The 17,168-nt window shown below is 66.7% G+C and carries 15 protein-coding genes; 3 read left to right on the top strand and 12 right to left on the bottom strand.

Annotation, left to right across the window (positions count from 1 at the left end):
• Positions 1-32 precede the first annotated feature (32 nt).
• Positions 33-1,241 carry a DUF4785 domain-containing protein gene (locus tag RYM47_RS12930; RefSeq protein ID WP_315388444.1) on the bottom strand — a complete coding sequence of 403 codons (1,209 nt, stop codon included), beginning with the start codon at positions 1,239-1,241 and terminating at the stop codon, positions 33-35.
• Between the two features lie 10 nt (positions 1,242-1,251).
• Complete coding sequence (locus RYM47_RS12925) at positions 1,252-2,133, bottom strand: hypothetical protein (RefSeq protein ID WP_315388442.1); 882 nt, start codon at positions 2,131-2,133, stop codon at positions 1,252-1,254.
• A 308-nt stretch (positions 2,134-2,441) separates the two neighbouring features.
• On the opposite strand from RYM47_RS12925, the gene RYM47_RS12920 reads away from it, so the two are divergent.
• A complete protein-coding gene (locus tag RYM47_RS12920; protein WP_315388440.1) occupies positions 2,442-3,281 on the top strand; it encodes a phosphatase PAP2 family protein in 840 nt (279 codons plus the stop codon).
• Positions 3,282-3,342: 61 nt separating this feature from the next.
• Here the strand turns inward: RYM47_RS12920 and RYM47_RS12915 are convergent, their stop codons facing one another.
• A complete protein-coding gene (locus RYM47_RS12915; RefSeq protein ID WP_315388438.1) occupies positions 3,343-5,610 on the bottom strand; it encodes a TonB-dependent receptor in 2,268 nt (755 codons plus the stop codon).
• Between the two features lie 262 nt (positions 5,611-5,872).
• Here RYM47_RS12915 and RYM47_RS12910 point away from each other — a divergent pair, with 262 nt between their 5' ends.
• The gene (locus RYM47_RS12910; RefSeq protein WP_315388437.1) at positions 5,873-6,871 is read left to right on the top strand and encodes a patatin-like phospholipase family protein; all 999 of its coding nucleotides are present in this window, start codon (positions 5,873-5,875) and stop codon (positions 6,869-6,871) included.
• 9 nt (positions 6,872-6,880) lie between these two features.
• Here the strand turns inward: RYM47_RS12910 and RYM47_RS12905 are convergent, their stop codons facing one another.
• Positions 6,881-7,363: an Lrp/AsnC family transcriptional regulator gene (locus RYM47_RS12905; RefSeq protein ID WP_315388436.1), complete on the bottom strand. Its 483-nt coding sequence runs from the start codon at positions 7,361-7,363 to the stop codon at positions 6,881-6,883.
• Positions 7,364-7,490: 127 nt separating this feature from the next.
• Between RYM47_RS12905 and phhA the strand changes: the two genes are divergently transcribed.
• Positions 7,491-8,387, top strand: coding sequence for a phenylalanine 4-monooxygenase (gene phhA / locus RYM47_RS12900; protein WP_315388434.1), 897 nt, complete (start codon positions 7,491-7,493; stop codon positions 8,385-8,387).
• A gap of 100 nt (positions 8,388-8,487) precedes the next feature.
• Here phhA and RYM47_RS12895 read toward each other — a convergent pair whose 3' ends face one another.
• The 8 genes from RYM47_RS12895 to RYM47_RS12860 all read right to left on the bottom strand — a co-directional run bounded on the left by RYM47_RS12895 (position 8,488) and on the right by RYM47_RS12860 (position 17,142).
• Positions 8,488-9,597, bottom strand: a complete 1,110-nt coding sequence (locus RYM47_RS12895; RefSeq protein WP_315388432.1) for a GDSL-type esterase/lipase family protein — start codon at positions 9,595-9,597, stop codon at positions 8,488-8,490.
• 173 nt (positions 9,598-9,770) lie between these two features.
• Positions 9,771-10,526: a 2-dehydro-3-deoxy-D-gluconate 5-dehydrogenase KduD gene (gene kduD / locus RYM47_RS12890; protein ID WP_070209190.1), complete on the bottom strand. Its 756-nt coding sequence runs from the start codon at positions 10,524-10,526 to the stop codon at positions 9,771-9,773.
• Positions 10,527-10,590: 64 nt separating this feature from the next.
• On the bottom strand, positions 10,591-11,439 hold the full coding sequence (gene kduI / locus RYM47_RS12885; RefSeq protein WP_315388429.1) for a 5-dehydro-4-deoxy-D-glucuronate isomerase: 849 nt from the start codon (positions 11,437-11,439) through the stop codon (positions 10,591-10,593).
• A gap of 134 nt (positions 11,440-11,573) precedes the next feature.
• Positions 11,574-12,632: a LacI family DNA-binding transcriptional regulator gene (locus RYM47_RS12880; protein WP_315388427.1), complete on the bottom strand. Its 1,059-nt coding sequence runs from the start codon at positions 12,630-12,632 to the stop codon at positions 11,574-11,576.
• A gap of 41 nt (positions 12,633-12,673) precedes the next feature.
• Positions 12,674-14,257, bottom strand: coding sequence for a family 43 glycosylhydrolase (locus RYM47_RS12875; RefSeq protein ID WP_315388425.1), 1,584 nt, complete (start codon positions 14,255-14,257; stop codon positions 12,674-12,676).
• A gap of 45 nt (positions 14,258-14,302) precedes the next feature.
• Positions 14,303-15,586, bottom strand: coding sequence for a TRAP transporter large permease (locus tag RYM47_RS12870; protein WP_315388423.1), 1,284 nt, complete (start codon positions 15,584-15,586; stop codon positions 14,303-14,305).
• 3 nt (positions 15,587-15,589) lie between these two features.
• Positions 15,590-16,123 (bottom strand): TRAP transporter small permease, encoded by a 534-nt coding sequence (locus tag RYM47_RS12865; RefSeq protein ID WP_315388422.1) that lies wholly within the window; start codon positions 16,121-16,123, stop codon positions 15,590-15,592.
• A gap of 11 nt (positions 16,124-16,134) precedes the next feature.
• Positions 16,135-17,142: a TRAP transporter substrate-binding protein gene (locus RYM47_RS12860; RefSeq protein WP_315388420.1), complete on the bottom strand. Its 1,008-nt coding sequence runs from the start codon at positions 17,140-17,142 to the stop codon at positions 16,135-16,137.
• Positions 17,143-17,168 lie beyond the last annotated feature (26 nt).

Here is a 17,168-nt window from a genome sequence, read left to right as displayed (position 1 = left end):
AGCCACGCCCTGCGTGGCTCTCCGGCCATCCATCAGAACCTTACTGCCACCGCCCGGCTCTCAATCGGCGCCATCCGGCCTTGGTCCTGCAACTGCAGGTCGCGCAGCTCGAACGGCGCGGCATAGCCGCTGGGCAGTGCGACCGTGTCAAACGCCAGCGTGAGCTCGCCAGGACCCGTCGTGTCGAACCACGCCGCATTGTGCGCCTGCGCCACCGGACGCAGCGTGCCGCCCGGCCCGGTCGCATACAGCGTGCCACGCGCCTCGTAACGCCCCGGCGCGCCGATCTGCAGCGGCAGCCGTACCTGGCGCTGCGCCGCGTCCACCTCGGCCTGCCCACTGAAGCGTGCGGTCGGCCGGGCCACCGCGAACGCCACCTTGGCGTCGCGCTGCACGCCCTGCGCGGTCACGAAGGCCTGCAGCTCCCACAAGCCCTGCGCCTGGCCGATGTCCTCGGGAATCGCCACCTGCGCACGCAGCCCGTCCTTGCCGGCGATCAGCGGCACCGGCCAGCTGCGGCCATCCGGCGCCACCAGCAGGGCCTCCCCTGCGGCCGGCAGCACACGCGCCACCGAGCGCCCTGCCGCCAGCGCCGCGCTGCCGCCATCGTTCTGCAGGCGGGCGCTGAGCGCTACGCGGCCCCCGGCCAGCACCTGCTGGCGGTCGGCCTGCAGCTGCAGCGCGATCGGGCTGTTGGGTTCCAGCACCTGCACCACGTAGCGCCCCTGCGCCTGCGGTGCCTGCAGGCGATAGCTGCCCACCGCCGTACTGGCGCCGGTGCGCGCCATCGCGCTGCCCTCGTTTACGTCCATGCCGGCGGCACGCAACTGCTGGGCCTCAACCACCTGGTCCAGCGCCGGCGCACCACTGGGGTCGCGCACCTGCAGCTGTTCCACCTCCAGCGCGCGGGCACCCTGCACCGGGCTGACCTGGATCACCGCGTCCGGCGCGGTCAACGGCAGCTCCAGGCCGCGCTGCAGGCTGGCCGCATCCACGGTGTCCCAATAGCTGCGGCTCAACGCGGTGAACGGGGTCGGCGCGGTCAGCGCCTGGTTCGGGTCCAGCGCCCAGGCGAACTGCACCGGGGCGCGTTCGATGGTCGCATCAGGCAGGGGTGCGTGTTCCACCTTCGGCGCCACCTGGTCGGTGCCGCGTGCGGGCTGCAGCGGTTGTGCGGCCTGCGCCGGCAGTGCGAACACCGCAGCGGCCACGGCCATGGCCAAGCTCAGTCGTGAAGTCATGGCGTGCTCCTCAAAGGGTCAGGTCGTTGCGCAGGATCGCGCCGAGGCCGAAGCATTCGCGCCGGCTCTGGTTGTGGCTGAGCGGTTCGGCCCCCTGGGTGCGCGCCTTGTCGGTGAACAGCACGCTGCCCGCTGCCTTCTGGCTGCTGCATTCCAGGAAGCCGTCGGAACAACTGTTGAGCCAGTTCTGGGTGAGCTCCAGCCCCACGTTCTGCGCGTAGCCGCCGCAGTAGCTGTTGCTGTCCCACACCGCCGACTCCACGTCCGAGCCCACCACGGCGCGGAACGGTCGGGGCAGTGCCGGGCGACCGGCGGTGCCGTACAGGTTCTGCGCGTTGTAGGTGGCCATCCAGCCCACCTGCTGCATGCGTACCGCATCGTTCTGGTAGCCCAGCAGCCAGCCCACTGAAGCTTCGAAGGCGTTGCCGTTGAGCACCGCGTCGGCCAACGGCGTGCCGGCCGAAGAAGGCGCCAGCGCGGTGACCTTGCTGATGGTCTGGATCAGTTTCGGGTAGCGGCTGTCGTAGGTCGGGTTGGACAGGATCCAGCGCACTACGTTGCCGCCATTGGAATGGGTGATGACCACCAGCTTGGTGATGCCCCGCGCATTGATGAAGGTGGTGAGCTGCCCGGCCAGGCAGCCGGCCGCCTCGGGCTTCCACATGTACTGCTCGAAGTCGCAGTTGACCACGGTGTAGTTGGCGCTGTTGGGCAGCCCCTGGCGCACCGTGTCGATGATGCCGGGCTGCCAGTAGTCGGCGCGCGCATCGGTCTGCTTGCCGGTGCCGTGCACGAACGCCACGCCAAGCACATCGGCGGCGTGTGCGCTGCCGCACGCCAGCATGATTCCCAGGGCGAGGCCGATGCCCTTCCCCACTGCAGTGGTTTGCATTCTTTCGTCTCCGTTTGGTCAGCGGGGCAGAGCCCCGCTCTACCAGTGATTACCCCCTGATTGCTGGCGCCCTTTGTCATTGGCCGTATCGATGAAGAACCCGCTGACGGAAGGCGGCGCCGATGCAGAAGCTATGTCGGCTGGCCATTGCAGTCCGTGACCCAGTCGCGGGTTCGTAGCATTTGAAACGAATCCCACTGCTGCGGCGCAGCGCGCCGTGCCGGGTCTGGCGGCATGACCTGCGGCTGCTGGCAGGCGGGCAGGAAGCTGCGATCATGCCGGCTTCACGCGCACGCCGAGACCCGTCCATGCCTTCCGCCACTGCCCTCCTCCGTCCCCTGCTGACCACTGCCCTGCTGGGGGTGTTGGCCGGCTGCGCCTCGGCGCCGGCCCCGGCCACGCCGGTGGAGGCCTCAGTGGTGACCAAGGCGGTGGGCTACCTTGCCGCCGATGCCGTGCCGGCCAGCCTGGCCCTGGTGCCGTCGCCGCCGCTGGCGGGTTCGGCCGGGTTTGCGCTGGACGAACAGGTCAGCCGCGAGGCCCGCGCGCTGCGCGGCAGCCCGCGCTGGGAACAGGCGCACCGCGACGCCGAACTGGGCTTCCCGGAAGGCGCCAACCAGTTCAGCTGCGCGATCGGGCTGGACGTGGATGCCCGGAAGACGCCGGCCCTTTACCGCATGCTCGAGCGCAGCCGGATCGACGCCAGCGCCGCCACGCGCGCGGCCAAGCACCAGTACCAGCGCGCACGGCCGTTCATGGTCAACGGCGAACCGACCTGCACGCCCGAAGATGAGGACGGCCTGCGCAGGAACGGCTCCTACCCCTCCGGCCACACCTCGATCGGCTGGGCGTGGGCCTTGATCCTTTCAGAGATCGTGCCCGAGCGTGCCGACGCCATCCAGGCCCGCGGCCGCAACTACGGCGAAAGCCGTCTGGTGTGCAACGTGCACTGGCAGAGCGACATCCTGGAAGGCCGGTTCATGGGTGCGGCGGCGGTGGCAAGGTTGCACGACAACGCAGAATTCAAGAGCGACCTGCTGGCGGCCCGTAAGGAAATCGCAACGGCACGAAAGGCGGGCATGGGTTCCAGCCGCGACTGCGCGGCCGAAGAGACCGTGCTGAAGATCAGGCCTGCCAGCGCGCTGTGACTGAAGCAGAAACGGCGCGGATCTCTCCGCGCCGTTTCCGTTTCATCCGATCACACCGCGATCAGAACTTCGCGGTGAACTCCACGCCAAACGTGCGCGGCTCGTTGAGGAAGCCGGTCAGGTTGTTGAAGTCGATCGCACCCACCACGCGGGTCTGGTTGGTCAGGTTGCGACCGAACACCGCCACGTCGTACTGGCCGTATTCCCAGTTGTAACCCAGGCGCAGGCCGCCTTCCAGCGACGAGCGGCTGCGGAATTCCGGCGACTCGTACAGGAAGAAGTTCACCGGGCTGCGGTAGGCCCAGTCGGTGTACACATACAGTTCGCTGGCGTCGCTGAGCGGGAAGCCCGCACGCAGGGTCATGTTGTGGATCCACTTCGGCGCCTGCGGCAGCGGGTTGCCGTTGACCAGCGCGTAGGTACCGCCATTGATCACCGTGGTCGGGTCGGTAATGGTGCAGCCGCCACCGCAGATCGCCACCGCCAGGTCGCGGTCCTTGATCTCGGTGTCGTTGTAACTGCTGCCCAGGGTCAACAGCACGTGGTCGGTCAGGTAGGCCTCGAAGTCCAGCTCCGCGCCCTGGCCGATGGTCTTGTCGGCGTTGAGCAGGGTGGCGGTGTTGTTGCTGCCGCCCACGGCGATCAACTGCTGGCCATCGACGTTGTAGCGGAAGATGTTGAAGCCCAGGCGCGCGCGACGGTCGAACAGGTCGGCCTTGACGCCCACTTCGTACGAGATCACCTTCTCCGAGTCGGCCTGCGAGACGCCACCGAAGGCCAGGCGGCCCTGGATGGACGGGGCGCGGAAGCCCTTGGCCACGCGTGCGTAGGTGTTGACGTTGTCGGTGATCTGGTAGACACCGCTCAGGTCCCAGCTCACGTCATCGACATCGGTGTTGGCGATGTACGGACCGCTCACCGGGGTACCGCCGGGGACGGCCTGCAGCACGCTGGCGGTGAAGTCCTTCTTGTCCTGCGTATAGCGCACGCCACCGCGCAGCTTGAACTTGTCGGTCACGTCGAAGTCGCCGGACGCGAACGCGGCCCACGCCTTGTTGCGCTGGCTCTGCACGGCGTGGCCGGTCTGCGGATTGCCCGGGGTCAGCGAGTCGTAGTTGAAGCTGTCGATGGTGACGTCTTCATCGAAGTAGAACACGCCGGCCTGCCAGTCGAAGCGACCCCATTCGTTGGATTCCACGCGGAATTCCTGGGTCCACTGGCGGTGGTGCGGCAGGCCGTCGGCCGACTCGGACGGGAACGGAATGAAGCCCGGGCCGTAGTTGCCGGCGCCCAGGAAGCTGGCGCCGTAGCCGCCGTCGATATCGCCGTGGTTGAGCGACTCGGCGGTTTCATAGCCGGTGATCGAGTGCAGGGTCACGCTGCCCAGGTTCCACTGCAGGCGCGCACTGCCGCCCCAGGTTTCCAGTTCGGAGAAGTTCTGGCCGTCGTTGGCCACCTTGTCGCGGTCGAAATCTTCCACCAGTGCATTGCTGCCCGGCTGGATGATGTTGGCGCGGAACAGGCGCGCGGTGCCGTTGAGCTTGCGCTTGTGCAGGTTGAACAGCGCTTCGAACTCATCGCCTTCGTACAGGAACTGCACGCGGCCGGCAGACTCGTCGTAGCCTTCAAAACCCTCGGCCGGGGCGTTCGGGCGGGTGTTGTCGACGTAGTTGTCGCGGCGCTGGTACAGCGCCGACACGCGCGCGGACCAGCGGTCGGTCAGCGGGCCACCGTAGGCGGCCTGGGTGTTCCAGGTGTCGTAGGTGCCGTAGGAGACCTTCACATACCCATCGGCGTCCTGCGAAGGACGGGCCGAGTCGAACTTGACCACACCGGCCGGGGTATTGCGCCCGAACAGGGTGCCCTGCGGGCCGCGCAGCACTTCCACGCCGGCCAGGTCGAACAGCGGGAAGCCCTTCAGCAGCGGGCTCTCCTGCACCACATCGTCATACACCAGCGACACCGGCTGCGACGCATTCAGATCGAAGTCGGTATTGCCCAGGCCGCGGATGTAGAAGCGCGGGAAGGCACGACCGTAGGACGATTCGATGTTCAGGCTCGGCACGCGCGCCGACAGGAAGCGGATGTCGTCGCCGGCCGAACCGAGCACGTCGAGCTTCTCGCCCTGGATCGCGGAGATCGAAACCGGCACATCCTTTGCGTTTTCCACACGGCGCTGCGCCGTGACCTGCAGGGTATCGAGCGCAACCGGATCCTTGGTGGCGGGGACGTCCTGGGCTGCGGCCGTCAATGGCAGCAGGGCGGCGAGAGCGAGAACGAGGGGGTGCACGGACGGAGTACGGCCGTGGGCAGTGCGGTTCGAGAACATGGCGATTAGGCTGTGTTGGGAGGGGTGGTGGACCGGCGCTACCAGACAATTGTTGCAGTACAACAACACCGTCGCAAATGCGGATCATTGATTACCAAGATCCCGGGCCGGAAATGTAAAACCAGATACGAACCAAACTGAACATCTTCAGGCGTAAACTCCCCCGCGCCCGGATAAACGTCATCGCGCGGTTGCCGGCCGGCGGCCGGCACTACCGGTATGCTGGCGACCTCCCAGGTCCCTATTCACTTATCTGCCGCCCATGACTGCCTTCCGCCGCACCCGCCTGACGTTGTCCGTTGCCCTGCTCGGCCTGCTGGCCGGCTGCGGTGGTGAAAACGCCCGCCCGACCCCGGTTTCCCCGGTCGTGGTCCCGGCCGCGCAGGCCAAGCCGGTCAGGATCGGCATTGCGCTCGGCGGCGGCGCGGCCAAGGGCTTCGCGCATATCGGCGTGATCAAGATGCTGGAAGCCAACGGCTTTGAGCCGGTGGTCGTCTCCGGCACCAGCGCCGGCAGCGTGGTCGGCGCCCTGTATGCCAGCGGCATGGACGCGTTCCAGATGCAGTCCAAGGCGGTGGCGCTGGACGAAGCCAGCATCCGCGACGTCCGCCTGTTCTCCGGCGGCCTGGTTCAGGGCCAGAAGCTGCAGGACTACGTCAACGCGCAGGTCGACAACCGCCCGGCCGAGAAGCTGAAGAAGCCCTTCGCTGCCGTGGCCACCAACCTGGACACCGGCGACCGCGCGGTGTTCGTGCGGGGCAACGTGGGGCAGGCCGTGCGGGCCTCCAGCAGCATTCCCGGCGTGTTCGAGCCGGTGAAGATCGGCAGCAACCTGTTCGTCGACGGCGGCGTGGTCAGCCCGGTGCCGGTCGACGCCGCGCGCCAGCTGGGTGCAGACTTCGTCATCGCCGTGGACATCTCCAGCAAGGCCAGCGGCAAGTCGCCGACCGGAATGCTGGGCATCGTCAACCAGTCCATTTCGATCATGGGCCAGCGCCTGGGCGAGCAGGAACTGGCACGCGCGGACATCATCATCCGCCCCAAGGTGCTGGACATCGGCGCGGCCGACTTCAGTCAGCGCAACAACGCGATCCTGGAAGGCGAGAAGGCCGCGATGGCGGCGATGCCGCAGATCCGAAACAAGATCCAGCAGCTGCAGCGCGCGCGTGCCGCGGCCATCGCACCGCCGCCGCCCGCACCGAAGTGCGAGGAACCCTCGCGCGTGGGCAAGCTGATGGGGCGCAAGGAGAAGTGCGCGTAACGCGCCGCTTCATTCCAGCTGCGACAACGGCAGCGCCCTGAAATCCTTCACCGTGCGCAGCACGAAACTGGAGTTCACGTCGGCCACGCCGGCCGCGTTGAGCAGCTTGTCCAGCAGGAAGCTGGAAAAATGCTCCAGGTCGCGCACGTAGATGTGCAGCAGGTAGTCCATGTCGCCGGTGAGCGCATGGCAGGCCACCACTTCATCCCACTCCACCACGCTCTCGGCGAACACCCCGATGGCGTGCTGGTCATGCTTCTCCAGCTGCACGCGCACGAACGCCTGCAGGCCCAGGCCGATCCGCCGCGGCTCCAAGCGCGCGCCATACCCGGCAATGACCCCTTCGCTCTCCAGCCGCTGCACCCGCCGCAGGCAGGCTGACGGGGACAGGTTCACCCGCGCCGCCAGCTCGGCGTTGGTGGCGCGCCCGTGTTGCTGGATCTCCGCCAGGAGACGCAGATCCGTGCGGTCGAACTGGTTATCCCCGGACATTGCTGCTCCGCAACATTGAATGGACGCAACGATCTTGCGCCAACTCGGCATATCCATGCAACTTTGCAAACCTCTTGCGCGGTCCCTGCCCTAGCATCAAGGGATGACCTTCCAGGAGCCCACCGTGATGGAAACCGCCACCGCCCCGCGCCGCGTCGAACACCAGCAGACCGACAAGGGCTACGTGCCGGTGTACACCACCGCCGTGGTGGAACAGCCGTGGGACAGCTACACCGCCGACGACCACGCCACCTGGAGCACCCTGTACCAGCGCCAGCGCGAGCTGCTCGAGGGCCGTGCCAGCAGGGAGTTCCTGCAGGCCCAGGACGAGATGGGCATGAACGCGCACATGATTCCGCGCTTCGACCAGCTCAACGAAGTACTGGGCGCGGCCACCGGCTGGACCCTGGTCGGCGTCGAAGGCCTGCTGCCGGAACTGGATTTCTTCGACCACCTGGCCAACCGCCGCTTCCCGGTGACCTGGTGGATCCGTCGCCCTGACCAGATCGACTACATCGCCGAACCGGACATGTTCCACGACCTGTTCGGGCATGTGCCGCTGCTGATGAACCCGGTGTTCGCCGACTACATGGCGGCGTACGGCCGTGGCGGCGTCAAAGCCCATGCCATCGGCCCGGAAGCGCTGCAGCACCTCACCCGCCTGTACTGGTACACGGTGGAATTCGGTCTGATCAACACGCCGGAAGGCCTGCGCATCTACGGCGCCGGCATCGTCTCGTCCAAGGGCGAATCGCTGTACTCGCTGGAATCGGCCGCGCCGAACCGGATCGGTTTTGATCTGGAGCGCATCATGCGTACGAAGTACCGCATCGATACCTTCCAGAAGACCTACTTCGTCATCGACAGTTACGAGCAGTTGATGGAAGCGACCTCGCCGGATTTCACGCCCATCTATGCGGCGCTGGAAGCGCAGGAGCACCTGCCGGCAGGTGAGGTGCAGCCCGACGACCGCGTGTTCCAGAAGGGCACCGGCGAAGGCTGGGCAGATGGCGGCGACGTCTGATTCGTCCCTCTTTTTCCACTGCGATTGACGTTTCTCGCCAAGGCTTTTGAAGGTTAGCGGTGCGCCCAGACGTAGCGCCGGGCTCTGCCCGGAAGGGGCATTACCGCGGATACGCCAGCAGCACCACCAGATCCTGCTCCCCGCGCTGCTGCAGCGCATGCATGCTGCCCACGCGGGTCAGCAGCGCGTCGCCGGCGGCGACGTCGTACTGCTTGCCATCCAGCACATAGCTGCCCTGCCCGCTCACGACGTAATAGATTTCGTCCTTGTGCTGCGGATGCAGGCCGATGCCCGCGCCCTTGTGAAGGACGCGCTTGCGCAGCACGAACGGCAGGTCCTTGTCGTCAGCGAAGAATGGGTACGCGGTGGTCGGGCCGGCGCCGCCATGCGGGCCAGGCTGGCTGATCGCGATGTCGCGCTCATGCACCACCCGCGACGGCCTGGCCGCGTCGCTGCCCTGCCCCACGGGCTGGCCCACGTCGCAGTCGATGTCGCGTTTCAAGGCGGGTTTCAGCTCGGGCTTCAGGACCAGCCAGTCACGCACCACCAGGCACGCCACCGCATTCGCACCGGCCGCGCTGAAGTGCGTGCCATCGGCCTTGTTCTGCTCCGGCACGAACATGAAGTACGGCTTGGCGCCCTGCTCGCCCAGCGCGCGGATCCAGCGGGTGGAGCTGGCATTGAGATCGATCAGCTGCACCTGCTCGCGCGCCGCCAGTTGCTTCACCGCCTGGGTGTACAGCCCGTGCGTGTCCAGCAGCGAACCGAAGTCGTACAGCAGCCGCGCCACCGGGGTGATCAACACCGGCGTAGCACCCTTGTCGCGGGCCAGCTGCACATAGCGCATCAGGTACTGCGGATAGGCGGTGTCCGGGTCGTCGTAACGCGTGGGGTCTTCGAACTTGGCATCGTTGTGGCCGAACTGGATCAGCAGCACGTCGCCGGGCTGGATATCCGCGGCAATCGCGTCGAGGCGCTTTTCCTCGATGAAACTGCGTGCGCTGCGCCCGGCCTTGGCGTGGTTGCGTACGTCCCACTGTGCAGGGTCCAGGTAGCTTGGAAGCGCCTGTCCCCAGCCGGTCAGCGGTGCACGTTCCGGCCCGTACTCGGCCGCAGTGGAGTCGCCCGCGATGAAAATGCGGTGTGGTGCGGCGTGTGCGCTGGTGGCGGTGCTGAACAGCAAGAGAAGCGGGAGCAGAAAGACGCGCATGTTCGGGCTCCTTGAGGAGCCGGCCGGCGGCCGGCACTGCCGCAATGCATCTGGAGGAGAGCCCCCTGAGTCAGGGGGCGACCGCGAAGCGGTGGGGGTCTGGAAGCATACGTCGCTCGGGGCCCACGGTTTGCAGCGCAAACCGTGGGAGCGCCAGCGCGTCAGCGATGGTGTTACCGAGCCAGCCAGCCGCCATCGACCGGAATTACAGAACCGTTGACGTAATCCGAAGCGCTCGACGCCAGGAACACCGCGGTACCCGCAAGATCCTCCGGCGTACCCCAACGCCCAGCCGGGATGCGATCAAGGATCGACTTGTTGCGGTCCTGGTCGGCGCGCAGCGCGGCGGTGTTGTCCGTCGCCATGTAACCCGGGGCGATCGCGTTGACGTTGATGCCCTTGTTGGCCCACTCATTGGCCAGCAGTCGGGTGATGCCGGCGATACCGCTCTTGCTGGCGGTGTACGACGGCACGCGGATGCCGCCCTGGAAGGACAGCATCGAGGCGATGTTGATGATCTTGCCGCGGCCCTGCGCGATGAAATGACGGCCGGCCGCCTGCGAGATGAAGAACGCGGACTTGATGTTGACGTTCATCACGTCGTCCCAGTCCTGCTCGCTGAAGTCCACCGCGTCGGCGCGACGGATCAGGCCGGCGTTGTTGACCAGGATATCCAGCCCACCCAGCCCTTCCACGGTTTCGCGGATCACCCGCTCCACCGGCTCGATGCTGATCAGATTGGCTTCCACCGCCAGGCAGCGGCGGCCCAGCGCGGTGATCTTCGCGATGGTCTCGGTGGGCGGCGCGATGCCGGCCACGGCGACGTCGGCGCCGGCCTGTGCAAGCGCGACGGCGATGCCCTGCCCCAGGCCGGTGTTGCCACCGGTGACCAGGGCGATCTTGCCTTCCAGACTGAACGGATTAGCCATTACGGGTAGTTCCTTATCCAATGCGGGACGCGCCGCCGGCGTGCTCCGGACGGCGCGGTGTGGGTCACTTGAGCTGGCAGATGTCCAGCACGTGCATGTCGGTGTAATCCAGGTTTTCGCCACCCATCGCCCAGATGAAGGCGTAGTTGCTGGTACCGGCGCCCATGTGGATCGACCACGGCGGCGACACCACCGCTTCGTTGTTCTGGATCACGATGTGGCGCTGCGCGTCCGGCTCGCCCATGAAGTGGTACACGCGGTCGTTCTCGCCCAGGTCGAAGTAGAAATACACTTCGCTGCGGCGGTCGTGCAGGTGCGGCGGCATGGTGTTCCAGACACTGCCCGGCTTGAGCACGGTCAGGCCCAGCAGCAGCTGCGAGCTCTGGCAGGTGGCCGGCACGATGTACTGGTAGATGGTGCGCTCGTTGCTGGTTTCCAGCGCGCCGCGCTCCAGGGCAACCGCGTCCTTGATCGACAGCTGCTTGGTTTCGAAACGCGCGTGCGCCGGGGTCGATGCCAGGTAGAACTGTGCCGGGGTGGCGGCGTCGTCGGAGGCGAACACCACGTCTTCGCTGCCCATCGCCACGTACAGGCCGTCCTTCGGACCGAGCTTGTACACCGTGCCGTCCACGGTCACGGTGCCGCTGCCGGCGCCGACGTTGATCACGCCCAGCTCGCGACGCTCCAGGAAGGCATGGCCGGCGGCCGAGGCCGGTTCGGTCTGCTTCGGCAGGGATACCGGGCCCTTCACCGGGGCGGCGCCGCCCAGCACGAAGCGCTCGTAGTGGGTGTACTTCAGGGTCACCGAGTCGGCATTGAACAGGCCGTCGAGCAGATAGAGCTCGCGCAGGTCGTCGTTGCTGGCGCCCTTGATGGCGTCGGGATGGGTGGCGTAGTGGGTCTTGCAGTACATGGCGTCTCCAGAGCAGGGGTGGGCCGACGGGTCGGCCCCGGCGCGATTTCCTGCATTGTAGCGAGACAGGAAACCGGTGTCATTTTGCGGTGCACCGTCGTGCGGACGGGTCCCGAGGACTGATCACCCTGTGATCAGTCCTCGGGCGGCTGGCAGGAATCCCGAACGATCAGGTGTGGGCGCACGCTGGCGATCTGCAGCGCGGCCTGGTCCTCGGGCTGGATCAGCATGGCTGCCGCCGTGCGCCCGGTGTCGCGCGTGTGGCGGCGCACCGAGGTCAACGACGGCCAAAGGCGGGAGGCCAGCGGGCTGTCGTCGTAGCCGATGATGGACAGCTGGCGCGGGATGCTGATCCCGGTGCGCAGCGCCACCTTGTAGATACCGGCGGCCATTTCATCGTTTCCGGTGAAGATCGCGGTCGGGCGGGTCTTGCCCAGCAGCAGCTTCTCGGCGGCGGCCACGCCGGACTCAAAGGTGTAGCCGGCCTCGATGATGCGCCCCGGCGGCAGCTCGATGCCACGCTGCGCCAACGCCTCCACGAAGCCGGCGGTGCGGTCGTGGGCGGAGCGGTAGGCACTGGGGCCGGTAACCAGCGCGATGTCGCGGTGGCCCAGCGAGAGCAGGTAGTCGGCCGCTTCGGCTGCGCCGTCGCGATCGTGGGTGACCACCATCTGCGAGGTTTCATCCAGCGCCGCCGAGGCGATGCGGGTGAAGCGGCAGCCGATCTCATCCAGCATGTCCACCAGCGCCTGGTCTTCGGAGGCGCGGGGCACCAGGATCACCGCATGCAGCTTCTGCTGCTGCACGAAGCGGCGTACGCCTTCGATGTAGCCGGGGCTGCGCGAGTCGCACGGGTGCACCACCAGCTCGAAGCTGGAGCCGCGCAGCGCGTCCAGCGCGCCGTACTGCATGTCCACGATGTACTGCGCGGTCGGGTTGTCGTAGACCATGCCGATCAGGAACGAGCGGCGGAAGGCCAGGCCACGGGCCAGCGGGTCGGGCGTGTAGCCGACCTCGCGCATCAGCGTTTCGACCTTCTCGCGGGTGTCTTTGCGCACCAGCGGCGAGTTGTTGATGATCCGCGAAACCGTTTTCTTGGAAACACCCGACAGCCGCGCGATGTCGTTGATCGTGGCGGCCTTGCCCTTGGTCAACCCGTTCGTTGCCGGGTCGCTCTTGCTGCGCAGTGACATGTGTTCAAACCGAGAGAGGTCGAAAGAGTCTACCGGGCCACTCAGTCGAGGGCGCGGTAGCGGAACTGGCGGAAGTGGACCTTGCCGTCGCCGGCTGCGTACAGGGCCGGTTTCAGGGCGAGGAACTTCCCGGCCACATTGTGATGGTAGCCGGAGACTTCCATCTGAACCGGGTACTTCTTCCAGGTTTTGCCATCGGTGCTGGAATGGATCGTGACGATGTGCCGGTTGTTGGTCACCCGCAGCCACAGCTTGCCGCCTTTGGCACTGGGCTCAAGCCGGGTGGGCCGTTCCTCGCCATAGCGGTGCATGATGAACTTCTCCCCGTTGCTGCCCACGCCCACGTACAGCCGGTCGCTGTAGAAGAGCAGGGCACCGCCCACCGCGCCGGGTTCGATGTCCATTTCGACCTCGAACTGGTAGGCCTGGTCGCCGGCAATGGCAGTCAGCGGCGAACTGTCGCGCGGGGTGTCGCCCTTGCCCTGCAGGGTCATGCCGTCGGCACCGAAGCCGAGGCGCTTGTACTCGTCCTGTGCAGGATTGAAGAAGCTCCACTGCGCGCCCAGCGTGCTGCCGCTGAAGTCGTCCGAGAGCGCCATGCCGTGCTGGCCCACCGACTCGCCGGAGGGTTTGGCCAGCGGCTGGCCCAGGTCGCCGCCCTTGGCCACGAACCAGCCGTCGTCGGTCCACTCGATCGGTTCCAGCAGCGCCTGGCGCCCCAGCGTCCAATACCCGTTTTCATAGCCGTGGTAGATCATCCACCAGCGCCCGTCGGTGCCTTCCACCACCGTGGCATGGCCGCGCGACCACCACGGCTCGGCCGCCGACTTCGTACGCGTGATCGGATTGTTCGGGGCATTCACCCACGGCCCATGGATCGAGCGCGAGCGCGCGGTGATCACCATGTGCCCGGTCGGCGGGCCGGCGGTGCCGCCCACGGCGGTGGTCATGTAGTACCAGCCGTTGTGGAAATTGATCTTCGGGCCTTCCTGCGCGTAGGCCTCCACGTCCCAGCTTTCCGGATACTTCCAGCCGTCGTAGACGTGCTTTGGCTTGCCGACCACGCTCAGGCCGTCGTCGGCCAGCTGCACATAGGCGCCGCCGCTCAGGAACAAGTAGCGTTTGCCGTCTTCGCCCACCGCATGGCCGGGGTCGATGTAGCCACCCAGGCCGATGTCGATCGGCTCGCTCCATGGCCCGCGGATGCTGTCGGACCAGACCACGAAGTTGCTGCGGGTTTCGCCGGTGCGCGCCGGGAAGTAGATGTAGTAGCGGCCATCATGCTTGACGATGTCCGGCGCCCAGATCGCGCCGACATTCTTCGTGATCGCATGGCCCAGCGGCTGCCAGTTCACCAGGTCGCGCGAGTGCCAGATTGGCAGGCCAGGGTAGGCGTCGAACGAGGACAACGTGAGGTAGTAGTCGTCCCCGTCCTTCAGCACAGACGGATCCGGGCGGTCGCCGGCGAACACCGGGTTGAGGAAGGTGCCGTTGCCGAGGTCGGCCTGGCGCTGGTTTTCGATGCCGCGCTTCCAGGTGGGTGCAGCGGCGTCGACCGCCTGTGCGGCGCCGGTGAGCAACAGGCCAGCGGTCACCAGCCCGGCCAGCAGGGTCTTCAGATGCATGGGTGTTTCTCCATCAACAGCGTGGCGGCCGAAGCCGCCACCCAATCAGGCGCGCAGCAGCGCCGGCAGCCACAGCGACAGCTGCGGGAAGAAGGTCACGATCAGCAGCACGCCAACGGCGGCGAACCAGAACGGCCAGATCGAGCGCATGCTCTCGCCCACGCTGATCTTGCCGATCGCGGTACCGATGAACAGCACCGAGCCCACCGGCGGGGTCACCAGGCCCAGGCCGCCGGTCAGCACGAGCACCAGGCCGAAGTGGATCGGGTCGATCCCGTAGGCCTTGGCCACCGGCAGGAAGATCGGCGTGCAGATCAGGATCATCGGCGCCAGGTCCATGAAGGTGCCCAGCAGCAGCAGCATCACCACGATCATCAGCAGCACCATGAACTGGCTGTGCGCGAACGACTGCAGGAAGTCCACCGCGGCCGCCGGCACCTGCAGGAAGGCCAGCAGCCAGCCGAACACAGCCGCCGTGGCGATCACGAACAGGATCACACCGGTGCTGCGCGCAGCGTGGGTCACGGTGCCCATGAACTCGCGCCAGTTGAGCTGGCGATACAGCACCGTGGTCACCAGCAACGCGTACACCACCGCAATGGCCGCACTCTCCACCGCAGTGAAGATGCCGGCGCGGATACCGATGAAGATCAGCGCCACCAGGCCCAGGCCGGGCAGGGCAGAGACCATGCGCAGCAACACTGCGCGCCAGCCCGGAAACACTTCCACGCCATACCCGCGACGGCGTGCCACCACGTAGCCGGTGACCATCAGCGTCACGGTCATCAGCAGTGCCGGCACGATGCCCGCTGCAAACAGGTCAGCGATGGAAAGGCCACCGCCGGCCGCGGCCGAGAACAGGATCAGGTTGTGCGAGGGCGGCACCAGCAGCGCCACCAGCGCGGCGGTGATGCTCACGTTGACCGCGAAGTCGCGGTCGTAGCCGCGCTTGACCATCTGCGGAATCATCGTGCCGCCGACCGCCGACACATCCGCGATCGCCGAACCGGACACACCGCCGAAGAACAGCGACGACAGGATCGAGACCTGGCCCAGGCCACCGCGCATGCGGCCGACCAGCGACGATGCCAATGCGATCAGGCGTTCGGAGATTCCGCCGCGCATCATGATTTCGCCGGCGAAGATGAACAATGGAATCGCAATCAGCGACGCGGAACCCGTACCAGCCGAGATCTGCTGCACCAGCACCAGGGTAGGCAGGTCCAGGTACCAGAGCGTGGCAAGCGCGGCAGCGGCCAGCGCATACGCCACCGGCACACCCAGCAGGAGCAGCACTGCGAAGACAGTGAATAGAATCGTAATACCCATGACTCAGCGATCTCCCTCTGCGTCGACAGCGGCCGGTTGCACGGCCTGCACCATCTGGTTCACGGCGAATATCGCCATCAGCGCGCCGCCAATGCACAGCGGCAGGTAGTTGATGCTCTGTGGCAGGTTGGCGCCGGCGGCCTTGATGTCCAGCCCGTCCATCAGCAGCACAGCGGACCACCAGGCAATCACCACGCCCAGCACGGCAACCACCAGCGACCCGAACACATCCACCGCGCGGCGCAGGGCCGGGCCCATATGTGCGGCCAACAGGAAGAAGCCGAAGTGCCGGCGCGTGTGCACGCCGGTGGCCGCACCCAGGCTCATCGCCGTGGCCAGCAGCAGCAGCGTGACCGGCTCGGTCCAGCTCGGCGAATCGTTGATCACATAGCGCGCGAACACCTGCCAGCCCTGCACCACGACCAGCCCAAGCAGGGCCAGCACGGCGATGTGGATGGTGATGTCGGCGATCAGGTCCAGCGCACGCTGGGGCGCCGAGCGCACGTCTACGAGGGTTTCGGAAGTCGTCTCTGACATCGCGGCGGTCCTCAGGCGAAGTCGCGGATGCGACGGGTGAGCGCAGCCAGTTCCGGCTGCTGCAGGTACTGCTGCAGCAGCGGATCGGCAGCCTTGCGGAAGGCCGGCATGTCGACCTCGTTGAACTGGATGCCGAAGTCGGCCACGGCCTGGCGGGCCGTGCTCTCCGACGCATCCCACTGCTGGCGCATCACGCCCACCGACTCGCGTGCGGTCTGCAGCAGGAGTTGCCGGTCGGCCGGGCTGAGTTCCTCGAAACTGCGCCGCGACATCAGCAGCACGTCCGGCGCATAGGAGTGGTCGCTCTGCGACCAGTAGCGCGCCGCTTCGAAATGGCGGCTGGAATGGAAACTGCGCATGTTGTTTTCCGCACCGTCGATCATGTGCGTTTCCATGCCGGAGAAGGTGTCGCCCAGCGACATCGGGGTCGGGTTGGCGCCGAGCAGGCGCATCAGCTGGATGAAGATGTCCGACGACGCCACGCGCAGCTTCAGGCCGTGCAGGTCCTTCGGTTCGACGATCGGGTGCTTGGTGTTGTAGAAGCAGCGCGCGCCCGAGTCATAGATCGCCAGGCCCACCAGGTCGCGGCTTTCGAAGCCACGCAGTACTTCGTCCGCAATGCCGCCATCGAGTGCACGACGCATGTGCGCCACCGACTCGAACACGTAGGGAAGGCACAGCGCCTGGGTCAGCGGGAACGCGTTGTTGAGCGCACCGGAGTACACACGGGTGATGTCGATGGCACCGAAGCGCGCCATGTCGATCGCCTCGGACTCGCGGCCCAGCTGACCGGAGTGGTACTGGCGCAGCTTCAGCCGGCCGCCGGTTTTTTCTTCCAGCTGCTGTCCGATCCACTTCACCGCCGTCACGGTGGGATAGTCGGCCACGTGCACGTCGGTGGCGGTAAGCAGGCGCGCGCCGTCGGGCGCCGCACCGGTGGAACGGGAACACCCAGCCGACAACAGGGGCACGCTGAGCGCGCCCACGCCGGTAGCCAGGAACTTTCTGCGAGTAATCATCTGCGCCCTCCCAAGCGTACTCGCCA

The organism is uncultured Stenotrophomonas sp. (assembly GCF_963519125.1).
Classification (GTDB): Bacteria; Pseudomonadota; Gammaproteobacteria; order Xanthomonadales; family Xanthomonadaceae; genus Stenotrophomonas.
This window is presented reverse-complemented; position numbering and strand designations above follow the sequence as displayed.

Excerpts from the sequence above, each read along its gene's own strand:
- RYM47_RS12930 (WP_315388444.1), bottom strand. The coding sequence starts at position 1,241 with ATGACTTCACGACTGAGCTTGGCCATGGCCGTGGCCGCTGCGGTGTTC.
- RYM47_RS12925 (WP_315388442.1), bottom strand. The coding sequence starts at position 2,133 with ATGCAAACCACTGCAGTGGGGAAGGGCATCGGCCTCGCCCTGGGAATC.
- RYM47_RS12920 (WP_315388440.1), top strand. The coding sequence starts at position 2,442 with ATGCCTTCCGCCACTGCCCTCCTCCGTCCCCTGCTGACCACTGCCCTG.
- RYM47_RS12915 (WP_315388438.1), bottom strand. The coding sequence starts at position 5,610 with ATGTTCTCGAACCGCACTGCCCACGGCCGTACTCCGTCCGTGCACCCC.
- RYM47_RS12910 (WP_315388437.1), top strand. The coding sequence starts at position 5,873 with ATGACTGCCTTCCGCCGCACCCGCCTGACGTTGTCCGTTGCCCTGCTC.
- RYM47_RS12905 (WP_315388436.1), bottom strand. The coding sequence starts at position 7,363 with ATGTCCGGGGATAACCAGTTCGACCGCACGGATCTGCGTCTCCTGGCG.
- phhA (WP_315388434.1), top strand. The coding sequence starts at position 7,491 with ATGGAAACCGCCACCGCCCCGCGCCGCGTCGAACACCAGCAGACCGAC.
- RYM47_RS12895 (WP_315388432.1), bottom strand. The coding sequence starts at position 9,597 with ATGCGCGTCTTTCTGCTCCCGCTTCTCTTGCTGTTCAGCACCGCCACC.
- kduD (WP_070209190.1), bottom strand. The coding sequence starts at position 10,526 with ATGGCTAATCCGTTCAGTCTGGAAGGCAAGATCGCCCTGGTCACCGGT.
- kduI (WP_315388429.1), bottom strand. The coding sequence starts at position 11,439 with ATGTACTGCAAGACCCACTACGCCACCCATCCCGACGCCATCAAGGGC.
- RYM47_RS12880 (WP_315388427.1), bottom strand. The coding sequence starts at position 12,632 with ATGTCACTGCGCAGCAAGAGCGACCCGGCAACGAACGGGTTGACCAAG.
- RYM47_RS12875 (WP_315388425.1), bottom strand. The coding sequence starts at position 14,257 with ATGCATCTGAAGACCCTGCTGGCCGGGCTGGTGACCGCTGGCCTGTTG.
- RYM47_RS12870 (WP_315388423.1), bottom strand. The coding sequence starts at position 15,586 with ATGGGTATTACGATTCTATTCACTGTCTTCGCAGTGCTGCTCCTGCTG.
- RYM47_RS12865 (WP_315388422.1), bottom strand. The coding sequence starts at position 16,123 with ATGTCAGAGACGACTTCCGAAACCCTCGTAGACGTGCGCTCGGCGCCC.
- RYM47_RS12860 (WP_315388420.1), bottom strand. The coding sequence starts at position 17,142 with ATGATTACTCGCAGAAAGTTCCTGGCTACCGGCGTGGGCGCGCTCAGC.